The following is a 21,368-nucleotide window of genomic DNA, read 5'->3' as shown; positions in this document are numbered from 1 at the left end:
ATCTCGATGGTACCGAGAGGGCCTCGGCGCACACTGTGCGCCGAGGCCCTGTGTCATCGGAGTGGTGCGTGCGGATCAGTCCTCGGCGTCGCGGGACTGCGCGGCCAGCGCCCGCTCGACGTCTGCGAGGTTCTCGTGCACCAGACGGCGCAGAGCCGGAGCGGCGTCCTGATTCTCGGCGAGCCAGGCGCGCGTCGCGTCGCGCAGCTCGACGCTCGCGAGGGAGCGCGGGTAGAGGCCGACGACGAGGTAGTCGGCGATCTGGTAGGTGCGCTCCTCCCAGATCGGCAGCAGCATCTCGAAGTACTTCGGGATGAAATCCCGGAGCACGTCGACACCGGAGGGGTGCACGAAGCCGAGGGCGGCAGAGCGCACGATGGTGTTCGGCAGGTCGCTGTTGTCGATGAGCGACGACCACGCAGCCTGCTTGGCCTCGGCGGTGGGCAGGGCGGCGCGCGCCTGAGCGGCGAACTCCGCGCCCTTGGACGTGTTGTCGGCGGCCAGTGCGGCGTCGATCGCGGCGGCGTCGGTCGCACCCGCTGCGGCGAGACCGGCGAGCAGCAGCCATGACAGGTCGGCGTCGATCTCGAGACCGGGCAGCGTCTCCTCACCCGCCCGCAGCCGACCGACGATGCCGGCCTGCTCGGGGGTGGCGATCGAGTTGGCGAACGCGGTGACGAGCTGCAGCTGACTGTCGCTGCCGGCCTCCGCGTGCTGGGCCAGCGCCCACAGCCCGTCCGCGATCTTCTCGCGGGCCGTGGCCCGTGACTCGGGGGCGACGTAGATGTTCGCGGCGAGCTGCAGCTGCGAGAGGGTGGTGCGCACCGTGGTCGACTCGGTCTCGTGGCCGATGTTGCCGAGCACGAGATCGATGTAATCGGAGGCGGCCGTCTCGGCATCCCGGGTCTGGTCCCACGCCGCACCCCACACCAGCGACCGCGCGAGCGGGTCGGCGATGTCGGACAGGTGCTCGATCGCGGTGGCCAGCGAGCGCTCGTCGAGGCGGATCTTCGCGTAGGCGAGGTCGTTGTCGTTGAGCAGCACCATGTCGGGACGCTCGAGGCCCTGCAGCTCGGGGATCTCGGTGCGGTCGCCGTCGATGTCCACCTCGACGTAATGCGTGCGCACGAGCTCGGAGCGTCCCGCCGAGCCGGAGAGGGAGTAGAAGCCGATGCCCAGGCGGTGCGGACGGATGGTCGGGTAGTCGGCCGGGGCCGTCTGCGTCACCGCGAAACGGGTGATCGCGCCTGCGGCGTCTTCGACGATGACCGGGGCGAGGGTGTTGACGCCGGCGGTCTCGAGCCACTTCTTCGCCCAGGTGGTCAGGTCGCGGCCGCTGGTGGCCTCGAGCTCGGTGAGCAGGTCGCTCAGCTCGGTGTTGCCCCACGCGTGCTTCTGGAAGTACTGCCCGACCCCGGCGAAGAAGGCGTCGATGCCGACCCAGGCGGTCAGCTGCTTCAGCACCGAGCCGCCCTTGGCGTACGTGATGCCGTCGAAGTTCACCATCACGTCTTCGAGGTCGTTGATCTCCGCGACGATGGGATGGGTGGAGGGCAGCTGGTCCTGGCGGTACGCCCAGGTCTTCTCCATCGCGTTGAAGGTCGTCCAGGCGGCCTCCCACTCGGTGGCCTCGGCTGTGGCGATGGTGGATGCCCACTCGGCGAACGACTCGTTCAGCCAGAGGTCGTTCCACCACTTCATCGTCACGAGATCGCCGAACCACATGTGCGCCAGCTCATGCAGGATCGTGACGACCCGGCGCTCCTTGACGGCGTCGGTCACCTTGCTGCGGAACACGTAGGTCTCGGTGAAGGTCACCGCTCCGGCGTTCTCCATGGCGCCCGCGTTGAACTCGGGCACGAACAGCTGGTCGTACTTCTCGAACGGGTACGGCACGCCGAACTTCGCCTCGAAGTACTCGAAACCCTGACGGGTCTTGTCGAAGATGTAGTCGGCGTCGAGGTGCTGCCACAGGCTCTTGCGTCCGTACACGCCGAGCGGGATGACCTTGCCGGACGCGCTGGTGAGCTCCGAGAAGGTGGCCTCGTAGGGCCCGGCGACCAGAGCGGTGATGTACGACGAGATGCGGGGGGTGGGGGCGAAGCCCCAGGTCGCGACGCCCTCGGAGCCCGACGAGGAGTCGTGCACGATCGGCTCGGGGGTGGGGGAGTTGGAGACGACCTTCCACGCCGAAGGCGCGGTCACGGTGAACTGGAACGTCGCCTTGAGGTCGGGCTGCTCGAACACCGCGAACACGCGACGGGAGTCGGGCACCTCGAACTGCGAGTACAGGTAGACCTCGCCGTCGGCGGGGTCGACGAAGCGGTGCAGTCCCTCACCGGTGTTGGTGTACAGGCAGTCGGCGTCGACGATGAGGACGTTCTCGGCCTGCAGGTCGCCGAGGGCGATGCGCGAATCGGCGAAGGCGGCGCTCGGATCGACCTGCTCGCCGTTGAGGGTGATCTCGCGCACCTCGCGTGCGATGAGGTCGATGAAGGTCGATGCACCCGGCGTCGCGGTGAAGCGGACCACGCTGCGCGAGCCGAACACCTCCGCGCCCTTGGTCAGATCGAGTGAGATCTCGTACGACTGCGTGTCGATGACGGCACGGCGCTCCTGCGCTTCGATACGTGTGAGGTTTTCTCCAGGCACAGCTGATTTCTCCCATTGGTGGAGGGGATGTCGAGGTGCGTCGACGCTGCTGGCGCCGACGGCAACCATGACAGCCTACGCCAGGCCCGTGTGCGGGTGCAGACCTCGATGCTGGCTCATAGAGAGTCGGTGACAGGATGTACCCCGTGAGCACTCCAGAGAAGATCGTCGTCCCGCACGCCTCGCCGGCCGCATCGACCGGCTCCGCACACGTCGAGGTCCCCGTCGCCTACGACGGCATCCTGCTCGCCGGATTCGGCGGGCCGGAGGGCCAGGATGATGTGATCCCGTTCCTGCGCAATGTCACCCGCGGTCGGGGCATCCCCGACGAGCGACTCGAGGACGTCTCGCACCACTACCGCCACTTCGGCGGCGTGAGCCCCATCAACGCGCAGAACCGTGCGCTGAAGGCGGCGCTCGAGGCGGAGCTCGCCGCTCGATCGATCGACCTGCCGGTGTACTGGGGCAACCGCAACTGGGCGCCGTACCTCGAGGACGCGGTGGCCGAGGCCGTCGCGGACGAGCACACCACTCTGCTGGCCTTCGCGACCAGCGCGTACAGCTCGTTCTCGAGCTGCCGGCAGTACCGCGAGGACTTCTCGCGCATCCTCGACGGCACCGAGTACGACGGGGTCGTCACCATCGACAAGATCCGTCCGTTCTTCGACCACCCCGGCTTCGTGCAGGCGTTCGTCGAGGGGGTGCACGACGCCGTGCGGCAGCGCCTGGACGAGGGACTCGCGGCCGACCAGATCCAGGTGCTCTTCTCGACGCACAGCATTCCGATGGACGACGCCGTGCGCTCCGGCCCGCGCGACATCGACTGGGGCGAGGGCGGCGCGTACGCCGTGCAGCACCAGGCGGTCAGCGCGTGGGTGATGGCGCGGGTCGCAGAGCTGACGCCGGCCGCGGCGGATGTGCCGTGGGAGCTCGTGTACCAGTCGCGTTCGGGCCCCGCCTCGCAGCCGTGGCTCGAGCCCGACGTCTGCGACGTCATCGGCGAGCTGCCGCAGCGCGGGCGCCGCGCCGTCGTCGTCGTGCCGGTCGGGTTCATGAGCGACCACATGGAGGTGCTCTGGGATCTCGACACCGAGGCGAAGGAAGCCGCCGAGGAGGCGGGCCTGGCCTTCGCCCGCACGCCCACTCCCGGTGTCTCGCCGGCGTTCGTCTCGGGCATCGTCGATCTGGTGCAGGAGCGTCTCGAAGGCCGCCCCGCCGCCGATCGCGCCCACGTGACCGATCTCGGCCCGTGGTACGACGTGTGCCGCCCGGGCTGCTGCGAGAACATTCGCGCCGGTTTCAAGCCGGCGGCGGCGGGCATCGCTCCCTGATCAGCGAACGGCCCGAAACCGGGGGCGCGGCGCTGAATATGATGGTGCTCATGCGCATCCACATCGCCACAGACCACGCCGGACTCGACTTCTCGACCCGCCTGCAGCAGCACCTGAGCGACGCGGGCCATGAGGTCGTCGATCACGGCCCCGTGGAGTACGACGCGCTCGACGACTATCCCGCGTTCTGCATCCGTGCGGCGCAGGCGGTGGTCGCCGACCAGCGCGCGGGAGTGGAGGCGCTCGGCGTCGTCTTCGGCGGCTCGGGCAACGGCGAGCAGATCGCGGCGAACAAGGTCGAGGGCATCCGCGCCGCGCTGGTGTGGAACCTGTCGACGGCGGAGCTCGCCCGCGAGCACAACGACGCGAACGTGATCTCGATCGGTGCGCGCCAGCACGGCTTCGACGAGGTGACCTCGTTCATCGACCGCTTCATCGCGACGCCGTTCTCGGGCGAGGAGCGGCACGTGCGCCGCATCGGCCAGATCGCCGCGTTCGAGCGGGACGGCTCCCTGCTCCCGGATCCGCGTCAGGACGGTGCCGGCTCCGCCGACGGGCGGGCCTGAGATGCCCGAGGGTCATTCCGTCCACCGCATCGCCCGGCAGTTCGCGCGCAACTTCACCGGCCGCCCCGTGCGGGCCTCGAGCCCGCAGGGCCGTTTCGCGGAGGGCGCGGCGGTGCTCGACGGGCGCGAGATGCTGCAGGCGATGGCGGTCGGCAAGCAGATGTTCCTCGAGTTCGAGGACGCGGTCTGGCTGCGCGTTCATCTTGGTCTGTACGGCGCATGGGATTTCGCGGGTGAGATCGTGGCGGATGCGACCATCGCATCCGCCAACGGACGCATGGGGCAGACCAACCAGCGCGGCACCGACCTGGCCACCGCGGACGATGAGGCGATCTTCGACGACGCCGGCGAGAACTCGCTGACCTCGATCGGCGCCCCCCGGAGGACCCGGGTGCACGTGCGCATGTCGGAGCAGACCAGCGGCCTCGCCGACGAGGGCGACGAATGGCCGCCGCCGGTGGTCGGCCAGGTGCGCCTGCGGCTGCTGAACGACACGACCTGCGCCGATCTGCGCGGGCCGACGGCCTGCGCGCTGCAGAGCACCGACGAGATGCTCGCCACGGTCGCCAAGCTCGGGCCCGATCCGCTGGTCGGCGACGTCGCGGAAGGTGAGGAGCGCTTCGTGAGCATCGTGCGCCGCAAGCCCACGCCGATCGCGCTGCTGCTGATGGACCAGTCGGTGGTGAGCGGCATCGGCAACGTGTACCGCGCCGAGATGCTGTTCCGCGCGCGGCTCGAGCCGCACACGCCCGGCCGCGACGTGCCGGAGGAGGTCGTGCGCGAGCTTTGGCGCGATTGGGTGCGTCTGCTCTCCATCGGTGTCGAGACCGGGCAGATGATGACGATGGACGGACTCACCGGCGATGCGTACCGCGCGGCCATGGCGAGCCGGGACGACCGTCACTGGGTCTATCACCGTGCTGGTCTGCCGTGCCGGATCTGCGGCACGGAGATCGCCCTGGAGGAGATCGGCGCCCGCAAGCTGTACTGGTGCCCGTCCTGCCAGCGCTGAGCACGACCGGCGCGTGATGGCCGAACCTGAGTGCGTGCTGTGAATAGGATGGCGGAGTCCGTTCGCAACGTCGCACGACAGGAGACTCCATGGATCTTTCCGGCCTGCAGGCCGTGCTCGAGAACATCAGCTCGTGGATCTGGGGGCCGTGGGTCCTCATCCCGCTGCTTCTCGGCACCGGCCTCTACCTCACCATCCGCCTGGGCGGTCTGCAGTTCCTCCGCCTCGGCGCAGCACTGCGCCTGGGCCTGTTCACCCGCAAGGACCCCGGTTCAGACGGCGACATCTCCCAGTTCCAGGCGCTGACCACGGCCCTCGCCGCCACGGTGGGAACCGGCAACATCGTCGGCGTCGCCACGGCCATCGGCATCGGCGGCCCGGGTGCGCTGTTCTGGATGTGGGTGACCGGGCTGCTCGGCATGGCGTCGAAGTACTCCGAGGCGTTCCTCGGCGTGCGCTTCCGCACGACCGACGCCGCGGGCGAGAAGTCCGGCGGACCGCAGTACTACCTCGAGCGCGGCATCCCCGGCGGGTTCGGCAAGTTCCTCGCGATCTTCTTCGCGATCGCCGCCGTCATCGCCTGCTTCGGCATCGGCAACATGACGCAGGGCAATTCGATCTCGGCCAACCTCGAGAACAGCTTCAACGTGCCCACCTGGGTCACCGGCATCGTGCTCACCGTGTTCGCGCTGCTCGTGCTCGTCGGCGGGATCAAGTCGATCGGCCGCGTCACCGCGGGTCTCGTGCCTGTGATGATCATCTTCTACGTGCTCGGCGCGATCTACATCCTCATCGCGAACATCGGCGGCGTCCCGGCCGCGTTCGCGCAGATCTTCACCGAGGCCTTCACCGGCACGAGCGCGATCGGCGGCTTCGCCGGCTCCGCGATCATCATCGCCGTGCAGATGGGTGTCGCCCGAGGCATCTTCTCGAACGAGTCGGGAATGGGCTCCGCCGCGATCGCGGCAGCAGCCGCCAAGACCAGCCACCCGGTACGACAGGGCCTGGTCTCGATGACGCAGACCTTCATCGACACGATCATCGTGGTCACCTGCACGGGGCTGGTGATCATCACCACCGGCGTCTGGAACATGACCGATCCCGATACGGGGGAGCAGATCAGTGCGGCGCTGATGACGGGCGAGGCGTTCTCGCACGGCCTGCCCGGGGAATGGGGGCACTACATCGTGACGATCGGGCTGGTGCTGTTCGCCGGCTCCACCATCCTCGGCTGGTCGTACTACGGCGAGCGCAGCATCGAGCGGCTGATCGGCCGCAAGGCCGTGATACCGTTCCGCATCCTGTTCTCGCTCGTCGTCTTCATCGGCTGCACGGTGCAGCTGGGCGTGGTGTGGGCGTTCTCGGACGTGATGAACGGCCTCATGGCGCTGCCGAACCTCATCGGACTGCTCATCCTCTCCGGTCTCGTCGCGCGCGAGACGAAGAAGTACCTCGACAACGATCCGAAGCTGAGGGCTACGCCCGACGAGGTCAACGCGTTCATGGCGGGCGACCAGGCTTTCGAGGAGTGGAAGACCCAGGCGATCCCGGTGGTCAAGACCCCGCGATGAGCGATGGTCCGGCCGGGTCGGTCATAGGCTTGCAGGGTGCGTCAGAACCCCAGCTTCGCCATGACAGACCCGGCCGAACTGCGCCGGATCATCCGGCTCAACCCGTGGGCCACTCTCGTCAGCGACGGCGACGACGGGCTCGTCGCCTCGCACTACGTCGTGCTGCTCGACGACGAGCGGGATGACCTCACGGTGGTCGGACACGTGGGGCGTCCGGACGATCTGATCCACGGCCTGGGCGGGCGCGAGATCCTCATCGCCTTCCAGGGGCCGCACGGGTACGTCTCGCCCGGATGGTACGGAGAGGTGCAGGCGGTGCCGACGTGGAATCACGTGTCGGTGCACCTGCGCGGAGTGCCCGAGATCCTCTCCGACGACGAGAACCTCCGCGTGCTGGAGAGGATGGTCGACGTCTTCGAGAACCGCATGCCGAACCCCCGCGGCATGTGGCAGCTGCCCAACGACGCGGCGTTCGTGCACCGCCTCGCCGCGGGCACCGTCGGCTTCCGGCTCACACCGGCGACGGTCGTCGCGAAGCGCAAGCTGAGCCAGAACAAGCCCGCCCAGACTGTTGACGAGGTGATCGCGGCGCTCGAGGGCGACGGCCCTCAGGCCAACCGGGCACTGGCCACCGAGATGCGCCGTGCCCGCGACGCGCGTCAGGGGAATCGATCGTGACCGCGCGCGGTGATCATGTCGACTTCGTGCGCGCGGTGCGGCTGAGCGGTCCGCTCGCGCTGACCTTCGGCGACGAGCCTGTCGACCTCGTGATCCGAGGCGGCCGCATCGTCGACGCGGCGCCGACCGGCATGCTGGCCAGCCGGGGCGTCGTGCTCGAGGGCGAGGGCCGTCGGGTGGTCGCGGGGCTCTGGGACCACCATGTGCACACCGTGCAATGGGCGCTGAACGCCGACCGCGTGCCGCTGGGCGAGGTGCACAGCGCGGCCGAGGCGGCACGCGTCATGGGCGATGCCGATGCTCTCGCGGACGGGCGGCGGGTGGGCGCCGGGATGCGGGATGCCCTCTGGCCGGACGCCCCGTCCCTCGCCCTGCTCGACGAGCGCACCGGTGACCGTCCGACCTACCTGATCAACGCGGACGTGCACAGCGTGTGGCTGAACTCGGCCGCGTTCCGGCGCGAGGGCTTCACCCCGACCGCGGACGGGATGCTGCGGGAGGAGGACGCCTTCGAGATCTCCCGACGCCTGAACGCCGCGGATGACCTCACGGCGGACGATGCGGTGCGTCGCGCCGCGGATCGGGCGGCCGCACGCGGGGTCACCGGCATCGTCGACTTCGACATGGCGTGGAACGCAGAGGCGTGGCTGCGCCGGGCGGAGGCCGGGTTCGCCGCGCATCGTGTCGAGTTCGCCTTCTACGCGGCGGACCTGCCTCGTGCGATCGAGCAGGGGCTGCGTACCGGGGACGAGCTGCGCGGAACCGCCGGACTGGTGCACGTCGGCCCCCTCAAGCTCATCACCGACGGCTCGCTCGGCACCCGCACCGCCGCGTGCTCGCACGCCTACGACGACGACCCGGCCAACTTCGGCGTGCTCACCATCGAGCCGGACCGCCTGCGGGATCTGCTCACCGAGGCCACGGCGTCGGGGATCGAGGTCGCCGTGCACGCCATCGGCGACCGCGCCGTGGCATCCGCGCTGGACGCGTTCACCTACACGCAGGCGCGCGGCACGATCGAGCACGCGCAGCTGGTGCGCCACGCCGATCTCGCCCGCTTCGCAAGACTGGGCGTGGTGGCCAGTGTGCAGCCCGAGCATGCGGTCGACGACCGCGACATGGTCGGCAGCCTCTGGCAGCATCAGCAGGCGCTGAGTCACCCGCTGGCATCGCTGCTCGAGGCGGGCATCCCGGTGCGGTTCGGGTCGGACGCCCCGGTGGCCCCGCTCGATCCGTGGCTGACGATCGCGGCGGCGGTTCACCGCACCGGAGACGACCGCGAGCCGTGGCAGCCGGGCGAGCGGGTCGGCGTCGAATCCGCGCTGCGCGCGAGCAGCCGGCACGGCGAGACCGACATCGAGATCGGCGGTGCGGCCGACCTCGTGCTGTGCGACAGTGACCCGCTGTCCGCCGACCGTGTCGAACTGCGGCGGATGCCCGTCTCGGCGACCCTTCTCGGCGGCAGGCTCACGCACCTGCAGTGAGCGCACCTGCAGTGAGTGCACCTGCAGTGAGCGCACCTCGAGTGAGCGCACCTCGAGTGAGCGCGCGGACGCGCGAGGCGCGAGAAGGGCGCCGCAGCGATGCTGCAGCGCCCTTCTGGATCGAGTCTCCGTCGCGCGTCAGGCGGCGATGTGCGAAATGAGGAACCAGCGGTCCTTCTCGAGGCCGCGCTGGATCTCGATTGCGACGTCCTGGCTGGTGAGATCGACCTCGTCGAGACCGTCGACCGCGGCCTTCACATCGACGAGAATCGCGTCGATGTCGCCGATCACGGCGCGGATGAGCTCATCCGACTGCTCGAAACCGGCGGGCACGGCGGTGCTGCCGGCGCGTTCTGCGACGGTCTGCACACGGGCGTCGATGGGCAGACCGAGGGCGACGATGCGCTCCGCGGCGGTGTCGGCGAAGTCGCCGGCGTGCTCCACGATCGTGTCGAGCAGCTCGTGGACTCCGACGAAATTCGCGCCACGGACGTGCCAGTGCGCCTGCTTGCCGTTGACGGTGAGGGCCTGCAGGCCGAGCACCACGGGCGAGAGGAACTGCGCCGCCGCCGCGGCGACGGTCGGGTCGACGGCGATGCTGGGAACGGTCTGGGCCTTGCTCATGGGAACCTCCGGGAAGTCTTCTGCCACGTCTTCTGGGTACAACGGTACTCAGCGCGAATCATTCCGCAAGCAAGCGTAGGCAACGCTTACCGCCCTCCACTTCCGCGGAAACAAGCGGGATAGAGGGTAGTCTCACCTACATGCCCGTCGCCGAGAACGCCTCCGTCATCGCCCTCGGAACGCAGGTTCCCCGCCTCGCGGACGACGCGTTCGTCGCAGACGGCGCGCGCATCGTCGGCGACGTCGCGCTGGCCGACTCCGTCAGCATCTGGTACAACGCGGTGCTGCGAGCCGACTCGGCATCGATCAGCATCGGGCCGCGCAGCAACCTGCAGGACAACGTCTCGGTGCATGTCGACGGCGCGCACCCCGTGGTCATCGGCGCAGACGTCTCGGTCGGCCACAACGCGGTGGTGCACGGCTGCCGGATCGGCGACGGATCCCTCGTCGGGATGGGAGCCGTCGTGCTCAGCGGTGCGGTGATCGGCGCCGGATGCCTGATCGCCGGCGGCGCGGTGGTGCTCGGCGGCACGCAGGTGCCGGACGGCTCGCTCGTGGCGGGCGTGCCAGCGAAGGTGCGCAGGCCCCTCTCCGACGAAGAGCGCCGCGGGCTCATCGAGAACGCCGCGATCTATCTCGCGCACACCCGCACCCACGCGGCCGCGCAGGCGGGGTCGCATCCCGACTGACCGGTAGGCTGGTTCCTCACGGGGCGGTGGCCAAGCTGGTTAAGGCAGTGGGCTCATAACCCAACGATCGTCGGTTCAAGTCCGACCCGCCCTACTCTCCGCGTCATCGCCCGCGTCATCGGTGCGGAAGCCGGACGTCTTGTGCGCACCGTCGCAGAACGGCTTGATCGACGACAGTCCGCACCGGCACAGTGCGATCGTGCGACGGTGGCGCTCAATGGGCCGCCCCGCGGCGGACTGCAGCTCCACGTCGCCTCGCACGAGCAGCGGCCCGTTCGTGCAGGCGGTGATCGACGGCGCTTCGGCTCGGGCGGTCATGTGCACTCCTCATCACGGTGAGAGGCGAGTCTCGCGTCTGCGCGCCGTGCACGGCAGGGACTTGACGCTCGGCAGTGTGCCGTGTCAAGGCCTGTGGTCGGGCGGCCGAGGAGACCTAAGGTGGTCGCACATCGGTGATCCGCTCGGATCGCCGCCCGATGAAGGAGCCCCATGACGCTCAGCCTCTCCTCCGAAGCGACGGACATCGCCATCAGCTCTCGCGGCCCACTCAGCGCCGAACTGCTCGAGGTGCTCTCCGACCGGGCCCCTGAGCGGGTCGAGAGCCTGCCGCGGCTTGCTCGAGAGGCGGTTCTGGTCGAGGACCCGATCACCGATGACGACGTGCAGCTCTCGCTCTTCCTGCTCTATTCCGTCGCATACGGGTCGCTGCCGCAGTTCGGGGCGCACTGGGAATGGGATGTCTCACTGCTCACCGCTCGCGCCGTTCTCGAGCGCGCTTTCGAGGATGCCGTGCGCGCAGCGGTGCCACTGCCCGACCCGCCGGCGCCCACCCGGGAGGCCGTCGCTGCGGCACTTTTCGCCCTGGCGGCTCCGCAGCCCGGGCCGAGCCTGTCGCACTTCGTCAGCCGGAAGGCCGACGTCGACCAGGCGCGTGAGCTGCTCATGCAGCGCAGCATCTACACGCTCCGCGAGGCCGACACGCACTCGTGGGCGATACCTCGACTGACCGGCCGGGCCAAGGCGGCGCTGATCGAGATCCAGGCCGACGAGTACGGCGGCGGACGGGTGGAGCGCATGCACCAGGTGATGTTCGCCGACGCGATGCGTGGCGCCGGACTCGACGACACCTACGGCGCTTACGTCGATGCCGTGCCGGCGATCACCTTCGCGTCGTTCAACCTGATGACGATGTTCGGGCTGAACCGCCGTCTGCGGGGCGCCGTCGTGGGTCACCTGGCAGCCTTCGAGATGACCTCCTCCCTGCCGTGCCGGGCGATAGCCGAGGGATTGAGGCGGATCGGCTTCGGGGACGATGTGGCGGCGTACTACGACGAGCACGTCGAAGCCGATGCGGTGCACGAGCAGATCGCGGCGCGCGACCTCGCCGGCTCGCTGGCCGAGGATTCGCCCGAGCTCCTCGGCGACATCCTCTTCGGAGCTGCGGCCTGCCTCACCGTCGACGGGTGGGCGAGCGAGCACATCCTGCACGCCTGGCAGGCGGGCCGCAGCTCACTGCGCGAAGCGCGTCAGCCGGACTGAGCGGAGTCCGGGTCGGAAGCGGACCCCTCGTCGGCGGTGTCGGTCTGCGGGCCGCCGACGACGCCGATGCCCACTGCTTCGTGGTCGGGCTCGGGGTCGTCCGGGTGCTCGACCTTGGGCTCCTCGCCGGGCTCCTTCTCGGTGCTGGGCTCCTCGAGCTCCTCCGCGGTGGGCTCCTCATCGGGCTGTTCGTGGACGTTCGACATGTGTGCTCCTTTCCGCTTCCACCGTGGCGGGGGCGAGCGGCGCGGGCAACGGGGTTGACCCGGGTGCCAGGCGGGGTAGCATCGCGCTCCGATCCGTGGCAAGGGCGATGCCGCGGGTGCCCGGATGGGGCATCCTGAAGTCATGGCCACAGACCCGCGAGAAGCCGCTCCGCACCGCGCCGGCGAGCGTCGGGAGGCGACGTCTCTCATCATCCGGCGAGTGGCACGCGGCTTCTTCCGCACCTACTGCCCGGATGCCGCCGCCGGCCTCACCTTCTACGCGATCCTCGCTATGTTCCCGGCCCTCATCGCGGCGTTCGCGGTGATCGGAGTCTTCGGTGAGAAGCGGGGAGCAGCGAAGGCCGTCCTCGACCTGCTGGGCGAGGTGGCGCCGGCGGACATCGTGCAGGCGCTGCGCCGACCGCTGGAGCAGGTCGCCTCGACGGCGGGAGCCGGCTGGCTGCTCGTGCTCGCCCTCGTGTTCGCCCTGTGGTCGGTCGCCCGATACGTCACCGCTCTCGGACGCGCGATGAACCGGATCTACGACGTGCCCGAGGGGCGCATGTTCTGGAAGGCGAAGCCGACGCACCTGCTCGTGACGTTCGCCGTCTTCGTGCTCGTCACGATCGCCTGCGCCCTGGCGGCGCTGAGCTGGCCGCTGGCGCAATCGCTGGGCAGGTCGCTGGGCGCGGGGGAGGTCGCGCTGACCGTGTGGCGCATCGCCCGATGGCCCGCCGTCGTGCTCGTGGTGTGCCTGATCGTGGCGATCCTGTACTACTTCGCACCGAACATCGCCCACCCCCGGTTCCGGTTGATGAGCGTGGGGGCCCTGGTCGCGATCGCGGCGTTCGCCCTGGCATCCGTCGGCTTCGGCTTCTACGTCGGCAACCTCGCCGACTACGACCGGCTCTACGGGTCGTTCGCCGGCGTCGTGATCTTCCTGCTGTGGCTGTGGATCGGCAACATCGCGCTGCTCGTGGGCGCGCTGTTCGACGCGGAGCTCGAGCGCGTGCGAGAGCTGCGGCGGGGTGTGCCCGCTGAGCGCGAGCTGCAGGTGCCGCTGCGCGACACCGAGCGACTCGAGAAGACGGCCGAGAACGACGTTGCCGACGAGCGCCTGGCGCGCCGGCTGCGCCGATCGCGCCGGTGAGCGTCGGCGGTCGCGGGCGCGCAGGGGACGAGATGCGCGCAGGTGATCAGATGCGCGCAGGTGATCAGATGCGCGGAGTGTCGCCGACCAGGCGGGCGAGGGAGAGCGCATCGTGCGGCGCGTGCCCTCGGGCATCGTTGTCGAAGTAGACCCACACATCGCGCCCTGCGCTCGCCCACCTGCGACAGCGGTCGGCCCACTCCTGCAGCTCCTCGGCGGTGTAGCCGCTGACGTACAGCTCCGCTGCGCCGTGCAGCCGCACGTAGACGAGATCGGCGTCGCCCGGCTCGAACCGCCGCCACCTGCCCGCCGTATCCGCGACGGTCAGAGCGACCCCGTGCTCGTTCAGGATCTCGGTGAGCCGAGGGTCGTCGAACGTCTCGGAGCGCGGCTCCAGCGCGTAGCGCAGCGGCCGATCGTCGACGTCCTCCAGCCATGTGCGTCCGTTCATCCGCTCGTCGTGCCGCTGCGCGAGGGCGCGCGCCTCCGCCGTGGTGCGCGGCAGGCCGGCCAGGAAGGCGTCGAGCACATCGGGGTCGAACACCTGCCGCTCGGGCAGCTGCCAGAGAATCGGGCCGAGTGTCGATCCCAGAGCGAGCACGCCGGACGCGAAGAAGTTGGCCAGTGCGGTCGTGGTGTCACGCAGGCGCAGCATGTGCGAGATGTACCGCGACCCCTTCACCGCGAACGTGAACCGATCGGGAACGGCCTCGCGCCAGCGCAGATAGCTCTGCGGGCGCTGCAGCGAGTAGAACGACCCGTTCAGCTCGACGGTCGAGAAGTGCTCGCCGATGTACGCCAGCTCCGCACGCTGCACCAGCCCTTCGGGGTAGAAGTCCCCGCGCCACGAGCGGTATCGCCAGCCGGAGGTTCCGACCCGGATGCGTGACACGCCAGGGGCGGGAGGATCATGCGATGTCATCCCGGTCACGGTAGCTCGGCACCGCCAGGGCCGACATGGCCTTGACGACCGACGCGGCGCCCGTCACGCTGGGTAACCCAGCGCGGAGGAGGACGAGATGACCGATCAGCGACACGATCCGACCACGGAAATCCCCGAGGCGGATGCCCTGGAGCAGCAGCGCGATGCGGTGGAGCCGCCGCGCGACCCCGAGCGCACCACCACCGAGCCCGTGCCGGACGGCGTGGCGGCGAACCCCGCCGATGTCATCGAGCAGAGCATCGATGTGCCCGCCGATGACGACGACCGCGACCAGACGGCCTGAGCGGTCCGCTCAGCGCACGCGACGGTCGTGCGCGAGATCGAGCAGACGCGGCAGCACGTCGCCGGCGCGCAGACCGTTGTGCTCGTGCTCGCTGGTCACCCAGGTGCGCACGCCGGGCAGCAGGCGCGCGGTCTCCATCGAGAACTCGTACGGCACGTACACGTCATCGACATAGACCGCGGCTGCGCCGACCGCGCCGGATGCCTGCACGGCGGCCGCGTCGTAGATCCTCGGCCACTCGTGCTCGGCCAGCGCGAGCGCTACGTCTCGCCAGGGGCGGAAGGCGGGAACGGTCTCTGTCCAGTCGCGGCGGATGTGCTCGCCGGTGAACAGGGTCGGGTCGGCTGCGAAGTCGGCCGGCTCGATGCGCTCGGCCGACCAGCGAGTGGCGTGTCCGGAGGCGTAGCTGGACTCGTGGAACGCGTAATAGAGCGGATTGCGCCCGTCGTACGGCATCGCGGCGGCGAGGTCGTGGCGGAAGGCGTTCGAGAACGGATCCAGCTCGAGCAGCGACCACAGCGCCTGCCAGCCGTCGTTCGTGCCCAGCGCCGACCCGACCGACCGCAGCCGCGACAGCGACACGATCTCACCGTCCGGCAGCGTGATCCTCCCGGCGAGCGCGAGGTCGGCCAGGCGGCGCATCCGGTCGCGGTGCTCGGGGAAGCGCCGGTAGTACCGCTCGGAGGCGTCGCGCATCTTGTCGTAGCAGAGGGCGTACACCTCGTCGGGGGTGCGGTCGAGGGTGCTCAGTCCGCCCGTGATGTAGACGCGCTCGAGCGACGACGCGTCGGTCGACAGGTAGGCGAGTGTGGTGAACCCGCCGAACGACTGCCCGAGCACGCTCCAGCGCTCTGCGCCGAGATGCTGGCGCACTGCCTCGCAGTCGCGGACGATGGCATCCGCGCGCAGGTGCGTGAGGTGCTCGGCGACCGCCTCGGCGCCGCGCGCGAGATCTGCGTCGCCCACCGGCGTCGAGCGGCCCGTGCCGCGCTGATCCAGCATCACCACCCGGTGCTCCGCGAGAGCGGCGTCCAGCCACGACGGACTCGACGGGGAATGGAACGGGCGGGGCGCCTCGTGGCCGGGCCCGCCCTGCAGGAAGACCAGGTAGGGCAGGTTCTCGCCGCCCTCGCGGCTGACGACCGCCGCGAAGACGTCGATCGTGCGCGTGTCGTCGGCGTCGCCCCAGACGAGGGGGAGGGTGAGGGTGTGCTCTTCGACGGTGAGGTCCTGCATGCGCCGGACGACGGTCGTGGCGGTCATCACATCACGTTCCCTATGTACGAGTACTTCACGAACACCTCGGCGGCGATGCCGGACTCCTCCAGCACCCCCTGCAGGGCCGTCATCATGTAGTGCGAGTCCCAGCCCATGTAGAGGAAGTGCGATTCGTCGAACTCGTCCCACTGGCCCTTCCACGCCATCTCGTCGTAGATCGGACCACCGTGCTTCGCGCTGTACGCCAGGGCCGCGGGGCGGTCGTCGGTCCACGCGCGGCGGAAGATGCGGTTGAACAGGGCGCGGACGTCCTTGATCTCCCAGTGCTCGCCGCGGTACTCGCAGTAGTCGAACTCCCGGTCCCAGCCGGCCGGCCAGCCTCGGCGGCGCACCGCGTCGAGCACGGGGGTGAGCCCGTCGTCGTCGATCTCGCCCACGTCCGGGCGCGGCCAGATCCGCAGCAGCTCGGCGGTGAGCCGCACGGTGCGGGCGGCGATCGCGGCGGTGTTCCACGCCGGCACCTCCGCCAGCTCTCTGGTGGCCGCGACCGAGCTGCGAGCGTACGCGAGATCGCGCTTCTCGGGGAACGATGCGCCGAAGACGCGCAGCGTGAGAGAGTCCTCCAGCAGTGTGAGGTTGCCGAGCGTGGGCGTCAGCGCGCGGTGCGCGTTCTGCTCGTCCTCGCTGTACTCGTTCCACGGCCGGACGCCGTCTCCGCTCCAGGTCGTCGCCGGGACGGGCGGGACGATGGTCTCGACGTCGTGGTCGGACAGATCCTCGACGCCCTCGATCCGCCCGAGCACATATGCAGGATGGGGGAGCTCGCCGTACTTCAGCACCGCGCTGACCCGCTCGTCCGAGGGCGTGATGCGGCCGATGGCGCGCATGAGGGCGTCGTGCCCCTCGGCTCGGGCACGGCACAGCCGGGCGATGAGGCGATCGGCGGGGAGCCCGACGATCGCCCGGCGCAGGAACAGCGCCTGGACCCACTCCAGCACGTCGATGAGCTGCTCGCGGGGGATGAGGCCCCGGCGATAGTCGCCGTAGGCGCTCATCACGAGCGGATACGAGGTGCGTCCGAAGGTGTTCACCAGCAGCAGCTGCGCGCGCAGGCCCGCGTCCGCCTCGAGAGAGGGATCGAGCAGGATGCCGTAGATCTCGGCGTAGGCTCGCCAGACCGCCGCGTCGGCACGGAGGTGATCGATGTCGAGGCGCGGGAACGTGCCGCGGAACGCCGCGTAGACGCCGTGCTCGCCGGCCGCATCGATCTCGCGCCCGGTCATCATCAGGAGGAAGTGCCGCCAGAAGGCTCCGATGGTCTCACCCGTGTGCTGCTCGATCGGCAGCCAGAACTCCCGCTCGATGCGCTGCTGCTCGGCGTGCGAGAGTCCCATCAGGATGTAGTTGTGGATCAGCTCGTGATCGCGCAGCGGCTGCCCGGTGGAGTTCAGGCTCTCGAAGATCTGCTGTGCGCTGGCCTGCGGCCCCAGAGTGATCGACACGTGCTCGAGCCGCTGCAGGCCCTGCCAGACCGTGCGCGCCTCGTCTGCGTGCACCTGGCTGCGGAAGAACGCGTAGTTGTCGTCGAAGCGGGATTCGCGTTCCACGTCGTCGCGCCGATCGAGCACCACGGATTCGTAGGGACCGGCCCAGGCGTCGTGCGGGCGCAGCTTGGTGCGCGTCGGGTCGTCGGCGCGCACGAGGACGCGCTGCAGCTCGGACGCCAGCTGCGGGTCGCTGTCGCGGACCGCATGGTGCAGCGCCGCGATGAGCAGCATGATCGTCGTGATCCGCTGCTGACCGTCGATGAGGATCAGATCGTCGGCGGCATCCGCACCCGACGCGCCGTCGCGTCCGGACAGGATGGAGCCGATGAAATGACGGTGCCCGGCATCCTCTCCGGCCACCGCCCGGATGTCCGACAGCAGCTTCTCGCACCCGCCGATGTCCCAGCGGTACTGGCGCTGATAGACCGGGACGACGATGTTCGTCGTCGGCGCGGAGAGCCACTCGATCGTTCCGGTCGCGTGTGCGTCGACATTGGTCGCCGGTGCCATGGCTGCGTGACTCCTCCGAACGGCGGTGTGACGGTCCGCCGGATCGAGTCTAGCCCGGGCGATTTTCTCCGGTCGTGCGCCGGGGTCCGCCCAGGCGGCCGAGGTAGGCTTGCCTAAGTAGGGCCTGTTAAAACGTGCTGGCCCATTACGAAAGGACATGACTCAGATCATGGGATACATCAAGTCCGCAGCCCTCGAAGACAAGGGATTCGTCATCCTCGACCCGTACGACGGGGAGATGGACCCGAAGGAGTGGCTCGACATCGAGTATGTCGACTGGAAGTCCTCGGGCGACACCCGCTTCTCGCCCCTCGCCAGCGCCAAGGGCGAGATCGAGTGCAACGGCTTCTGGAACCACAAGCCGCCGCGCACCGACAAGGACGGCGTCTGGATCGACTCGCAGACCGCGATCGCCCCCACGCTGACGGCTCGCGCGAAGGAGCCGGGTGCCAACGTCGGTCGCTGCCGCGTCATCGAGCTGCAGCCGACGCCCTACGGAGAGTGCCTCTACAACCTCCACCAGGACGACAACAACCGGCTGAACCCGGACGGCACCGGCTGGGTCGTGCGCGGATTCTTCAACCTCACCGACGACAAGGACAGCTATTTCGTCCTGCGTGAGAACCGCACCGACCCGAGCGTCGAGTACCGCATCGCCCTTCCGGCCGGTGCCCAGCTCATCGTCGACACCCAGCGTCTGTGGCACGCCACCACCCACAACGGCACCGAGCCGCGCTACTGCCTGATCACCTCGTGGGAGTCGGGCCCCGAGCTCGACGCGTACATCGAGAAGTACCACGGCACCGACCAGCACGAGCAGGTCGAGGTGCCGCAGGACGTGCTCGAGGCCGGCTACGCGGAGCAGGCCCGTCGCGACGCCGCTCGCGCCGCCTACTACGCCGCGAAGGGCCAGCAGGCCAAGCTCGCGATGAGCGAGGCGTAAGCAGCCCGCGCTCCATCGCCTGACGGCCCCGGTCATCACGACCGGGGCCGTCGTGCCACCGGGAATGACACGCTTGTGATTCGCGCTGTTCTGGGTGATAATCGCCGTACAACCGCATAGTTCGCCGCATCTTCGGATCAGGTCGTAGGGGAAGACGTACCTGATGAAACGGAGAGATCATGGCGACGGGATACGCACGCGGAGTGGTGTTCATCCACTCCGCTCCTCGCGCGCTCTGCCCGCACCTCGAATGGGCGGTGGGACGCGCTATCGGTCGTGCCGTCAACTTCGAGTGGAGCGACCAGCCCGTGCAGCAGGGCACTCGCCGTGCGGAGTTCTACTGGAACGCCCCGGCCGGCACGGGCGCCGCTCTCGCGACCGCGATCCGCGGATGGGAGCATCTGCGCTTCGAGGTGTCGGAGGATCCTACGCCGGGCAGCGAGGGTGGGCGGTGGTTGCACACCCCCGATCTCGGGATCCACTACGCGCAGACCGACTCGGCCGGCAACATCGTCATCGGCGAGGACCGCATCCGCTACGCGATGGAGATCGCCGCCGGGAACGCCGCGGAGCTGCAGCGCGAGCTCGACGTCGCCCTCGGCTCCGCCTGGGATGAGGAGCTCGAACCGTTCCGCCACGCCGGTGACGACACGCACGTCGTCTGGCTGCACAAGGTCGGATAGCTGGCCGCCCGGCCGGACGGCCGGAGCAGAGAAGACGTGCGGGAGAGGCGCGAGTAGCGGGACCCGGTGACTGCACCCGGGAACCGAGGAAGCGAATCTCCCGCATCGGACAGAAGCCCCCGCCGGGGAAGGCGGGGGCTTCGTCGTGTCTGCCGGCGGGACGCGCGTCAGGCGCTGCGGAACGCGACGACGGCGTTGTGACCGCCGAAGCCGAACGAGTTGCTGATCGCCAGCAGCTCGCCGTCGCCCAGCGGCTGCGGCGAGGTCGACAGCTTGAACGGCACAGCCGGGTCGGGCTCGGTCATGTTGATCGTGGGCGGTGCGACGCGGTCGCGCAGCGCGAGGATGGTGTACACCGCTTCGAGCGCGCCGGTGCCGCCGAGCAGGTGGCCTGTGGACGCCTTGGTGGCAGACACCGGGATCTCGTCGATACGGTCGCCGAACACGCGCTTGAGCGCCTCGTACTCGTTGGGGTCGCCGACCGGGGTGGAGGTGGCGTGCGCGTTGATGTGCGCGACCTCGTCGGGCGAGGCGCCGGCCTGGGCGAGGGCCGCCTCGACGGCGCGTGCGGCGCCGGCGCCCTCGGGGTCGTTTCCGGTGATGTGGTACGAGTCGGCCGTCACACCGCCGCCGACGACGTACGCGTAGATCTTCGCGCCGCGTGCCGTGGCATGCTCCTCGGTCTCGAGCACGAGGGCCGCACCGCCCTCTCCCATCACGAACCCGTCGCGGTCGATCGCACCGGGGCGGGATGCCGTGGCCGGGTCGTCGTTGCGGCGGGACAGCGCCTGCGCCGACGCGAACGACGCCATGGTGATCGGGTGGATCGCCGATTCGGCGCCACCGGCGATGACGACGTCGGCGAGACCGTCCTGCAGGTGCTCGTACGCGTTCGCGATCGACTCGGTGCTCGATGCACAGGCGCTCACCACCGTGCGAGCGTACGCCTTGGCGTTGAAGTGCAGCGACAGGTTCCCGGCGCCGGCGTTCGGCATGAGCATCGGCACGGTCAGCGGCATGACGCGCCGCGGGCCCTTCTCACGCAGGGTGTCCCAGGCATCCAGCAGCGTCCACACGCCGCCGATTCCGGTCGCCCAGTCCACGCCCAGGCGCTCGGGGGCGACATCGGGCGCACCGGCGTCCTCCCACGCCTCGCGGGCCGCGATCAGTGCGAACTGCGTCGACGGGTCGAGGCGCTTCGCCTCGTGACGGGGCAGCACCTCCTCGGGACGGACGATGGCCTCTGCGGCGAAGTGCACGGGGATCTGGTACTTCTCGATCCACTCGTGTGCCAGCGTGCGAGTGCCGGACTGGCCGGCGAGCAGGTTCGTCCAGTTCTCGGGAGCCGTGCCGCCCAGCGCGGAGGTGGCGCCGATGCCGGTGACGACGATGCGCTTGGTCATGGGGGTCCTTCGTGAGGAGGGGTGCGTGCGGGAAGGAGATGCCACACCCCGCGGTCCGCGGGGGTGGCATCGACGGGTCTTACTCCTGGCCGGCGACGATGAAGTTGACGGCGTCGGCGACGGTCTTCAGGTTCTTGACCTCGTCGTCGGGGATGGTGACGCCGAACTTCTCCTCGGCGTTGACGACGATCGTCATCATCGAGATCGAGTCGATGTCGAGGTCATCGGTGAACGACTTCTCCATCTGAACCTCGGACGCGTCGATGCCGGTCTCGTCGGTGACCAGCTCAGCAAGGCCGGCGAGGACCTCGTCGTGGGTGAGAGCCATGGTGTTTC

Annotated in this window: 21 protein-coding genes and 1 tRNA gene; 13 read left to right on the top strand and 9 right to left on the bottom strand. The window is 69.4% G+C overall.

The genetic code is table 11. From position 1 onward, the window contains the following. Nucleotides 1–75 precede the first annotated feature (75 nt). The gene (pepN, locus tag V2S04_RS11400; protein ID WP_413638553.1) at nt 76–2,652 is read right to left on the bottom strand and encodes an aminopeptidase N; all 2,577 of its coding nucleotides are present in this window, start codon (nt 2,650–2,652) and stop codon (nt 76–78) included. 137 nt (nt 2,653–2,789) lie between these two features. On the opposite strand from pepN, the gene V2S04_RS11395 reads away from it, so the two are divergent. The 6 genes from V2S04_RS11395 (at nt 2,790) to V2S04_RS11370 (ending at nt 9,294) form a co-directional block, all read left to right on the top strand. Further along, a complete protein-coding gene (locus V2S04_RS11395; RefSeq protein ID WP_413638552.1) occupies nt 2,790–3,983 on the top strand; it encodes a ferrochelatase in 1,194 nt (397 codons plus the stop codon). 50 nt (nt 3,984–4,033) lie between these two features. Continuing rightward, nucleotides 4,034–4,549, top strand: coding sequence for a ribose-5-phosphate isomerase (locus V2S04_RS11390; protein ID WP_340086521.1), 516 nt, complete (start codon nt 4,034–4,036; stop codon nt 4,547–4,549). Nucleotide 4,550: 1 nt separating this feature from the next. After that, on the top strand, nt 4,551–5,561 hold the full coding sequence (locus V2S04_RS11385) for an Fpg/Nei family DNA glycosylase (protein ID WP_413638551.1): 1,011 nt from the start codon (nt 4,551–4,553) through the stop codon (nt 5,559–5,561). 89 nt (nt 5,562–5,650) lie between these two features. Then, entirely contained in the window at nt 5,651–7,132 is a 1,482-nt protein-coding gene (locus tag V2S04_RS11380) for an alanine/glycine:cation symporter family protein (protein ID WP_413638550.1), read from the top strand. A 36-nt stretch (nt 7,133–7,168) separates the two neighbouring features. Then, nucleotides 7,169–7,810, top strand: coding sequence for an FMN-binding negative transcriptional regulator (locus V2S04_RS11375; RefSeq protein WP_413638549.1), 642 nt, complete (start codon nt 7,169–7,171; stop codon nt 7,808–7,810). Then, on the top strand, nt 7,804–9,294 hold the full coding sequence (locus V2S04_RS11370) for an amidohydrolase (protein ID WP_413638779.1): 1,491 nt from the start codon (nt 7,804–7,806) through the stop codon (nt 9,292–9,294). The genes V2S04_RS11375 and V2S04_RS11370 overlap by 7 nt, the downstream gene beginning before the upstream one ends. Before the next feature lie 138 nt (nt 9,295–9,432). Here the strand turns inward: V2S04_RS11370 and V2S04_RS11365 are convergent, their stop codons facing one another. Next, on the bottom strand, nt 9,433–9,918 hold the full coding sequence (locus tag V2S04_RS11365) for a Dps family protein (RefSeq protein WP_099195067.1): 486 nt from the start codon (nt 9,916–9,918) through the stop codon (nt 9,433–9,435). A gap of 140 nt (nt 9,919–10,058) precedes the next feature. Here V2S04_RS11365 and V2S04_RS11360 point away from each other — a divergent pair, with 140 nt between their 5' ends. Both V2S04_RS11360 and V2S04_RS11355 read left to right on the top strand, forming a co-directional pair. Next, nucleotides 10,059–10,607, top strand: a complete 549-nt coding sequence (locus tag V2S04_RS11360) for a gamma carbonic anhydrase family protein (RefSeq protein ID WP_413638548.1) — start codon at nt 10,059–10,061, stop codon at nt 10,605–10,607. A 20-nt stretch (nt 10,608–10,627) separates the two neighbouring features. Beyond that, nucleotides 10,628–10,701: transfer RNA gene (locus tag V2S04_RS11355), tRNA-Ile, on the top strand. Here V2S04_RS11355 and V2S04_RS11350 read toward each other — a convergent pair. Continuing rightward, nucleotides 10,683–10,925 carry a CDGSH iron-sulfur domain-containing protein gene (locus V2S04_RS11350; RefSeq protein ID WP_413638547.1) on the bottom strand — a complete coding sequence of 81 codons (243 nt, stop codon included), beginning with the start codon at nt 10,923–10,925 and terminating at the stop codon, nt 10,683–10,685. The two genes, V2S04_RS11355 and V2S04_RS11350, sit on opposite strands and share 19 nt — an antisense overlap. 171 nt (nt 10,926–11,096) lie before the next feature. Between V2S04_RS11350 and V2S04_RS11345 the strand changes: the two genes are divergently transcribed. Continuing rightward, a complete protein-coding gene (locus tag V2S04_RS11345) occupies nt 11,097–12,146 on the top strand; it encodes an iron-containing redox enzyme family protein (protein ID WP_413638546.1) in 1,050 nt (349 codons plus the stop codon). Here V2S04_RS11345 and V2S04_RS11340 read toward each other — a convergent pair. Further along, nucleotides 12,134–12,352: a hypothetical protein gene (locus V2S04_RS11340; protein ID WP_413638545.1), complete on the bottom strand. Its 219-nt coding sequence runs from the start codon at nt 12,350–12,352 to the stop codon at nt 12,134–12,136. The genes V2S04_RS11345 and V2S04_RS11340 overlap by 13 nt on opposite strands. Before the next feature lie 142 nt (nt 12,353–12,494). Here V2S04_RS11340 and V2S04_RS11335 point away from each other — a divergent pair, with 142 nt between their 5' ends. After that, nucleotides 12,495–13,502, top strand: a complete 1,008-nt coding sequence (locus V2S04_RS11335) for a YihY/virulence factor BrkB family protein (protein ID WP_413638544.1) — start codon at nt 12,495–12,497, stop codon at nt 13,500–13,502. A gap of 64 nt (nt 13,503–13,566) precedes the next feature. Here V2S04_RS11335 and V2S04_RS11330 read toward each other — a convergent pair whose 3' ends face one another. Further along, entirely contained in the window at nt 13,567–14,424 is an 858-nt protein-coding gene (locus V2S04_RS11330; protein ID WP_413638543.1) for a DUF72 domain-containing protein, read from the bottom strand. Nucleotides 14,425–14,521: 97 nt separating this feature from the next. Here V2S04_RS11330 and V2S04_RS11325 point away from each other — a divergent pair, with 97 nt between their 5' ends. Continuing rightward, a complete protein-coding gene (locus V2S04_RS11325) occupies nt 14,522–14,728 on the top strand; it encodes a hypothetical protein (protein WP_413638542.1) in 207 nt (68 codons plus the stop codon). 9 nt (nt 14,729–14,737) lie between these two features. On the opposite strand, the gene V2S04_RS11320 is transcribed toward V2S04_RS11325, so the two are convergent. Together V2S04_RS11320 and V2S04_RS11315 are read right to left on the bottom strand one after the other, a co-directional pair. Beyond that, nucleotides 14,738–15,991 (bottom strand): alpha/beta fold hydrolase, encoded by a 1,254-nt coding sequence (locus tag V2S04_RS11320; RefSeq protein WP_413638541.1) that lies wholly within the window; start codon nt 15,989–15,991, stop codon nt 14,738–14,740. Beyond that, nucleotides 15,991–18,003 carry a DUF262 domain-containing protein gene (locus V2S04_RS11315; RefSeq protein ID WP_413638540.1) on the bottom strand — a complete coding sequence of 671 codons (2,013 nt, stop codon included), beginning with the start codon at nt 18,001–18,003 and terminating at the stop codon, nt 15,991–15,993. Before V2S04_RS11315 ends, V2S04_RS11320 begins: the two co-directional genes overlap by 1 nt. A 169-nt stretch (nt 18,004–18,172) precedes the next feature. Here V2S04_RS11315 and V2S04_RS11310 point away from each other — a divergent pair, with 169 nt between their 5' ends. Both V2S04_RS11310 and V2S04_RS11305 read left to right on the top strand, forming a co-directional pair. Beyond that, nucleotides 18,173–18,946 (top strand): hypothetical protein, encoded by a 774-nt coding sequence (locus V2S04_RS11310; protein ID WP_413638778.1) that lies wholly within the window; start codon nt 18,173–18,175, stop codon nt 18,944–18,946. A 179-nt stretch (nt 18,947–19,125) separates the two neighbouring features. After that, entirely contained in the window at nt 19,126–19,629 is a 504-nt protein-coding gene (locus V2S04_RS11305; RefSeq protein ID WP_413638539.1) for a DUF3145 domain-containing protein, read from the top strand. A gap of 167 nt (nt 19,630–19,796) precedes the next feature. On the opposite strand, the gene V2S04_RS11300 is transcribed toward V2S04_RS11305, so the two are convergent. Together V2S04_RS11300 and V2S04_RS11295 are read right to left on the bottom strand one after the other, a co-directional pair. Next, nucleotides 19,797–21,032, bottom strand: a complete 1,236-nt coding sequence (locus V2S04_RS11300; protein ID WP_340086533.1) for a beta-ketoacyl-[acyl-carrier-protein] synthase family protein — start codon at nt 21,030–21,032, stop codon at nt 19,797–19,799. A 79-nt stretch (nt 21,033–21,111) separates the two neighbouring features. Then, complete coding sequence (locus V2S04_RS11295) at nt 21,112–21,360, bottom strand: acyl carrier protein (protein WP_099195056.1); 249 nt, start codon at nt 21,358–21,360, stop codon at nt 21,112–21,114. Nucleotides 21,361–21,368 lie beyond the last annotated feature (8 nt).

The sequence above is a fragment of the Microbacterium sp. OR21 genome, assembly GCF_047306785.1.
Classification (GTDB): Bacteria; Actinomycetota; Actinomycetes; order Actinomycetales; family Microbacteriaceae; genus Microbacterium; species Microbacterium esteraromaticum_E.
The sequence above is the reverse complement of the archived record's forward strand: the minus strand, read 5'-3'. Positions and strand labels throughout refer to the sequence as shown.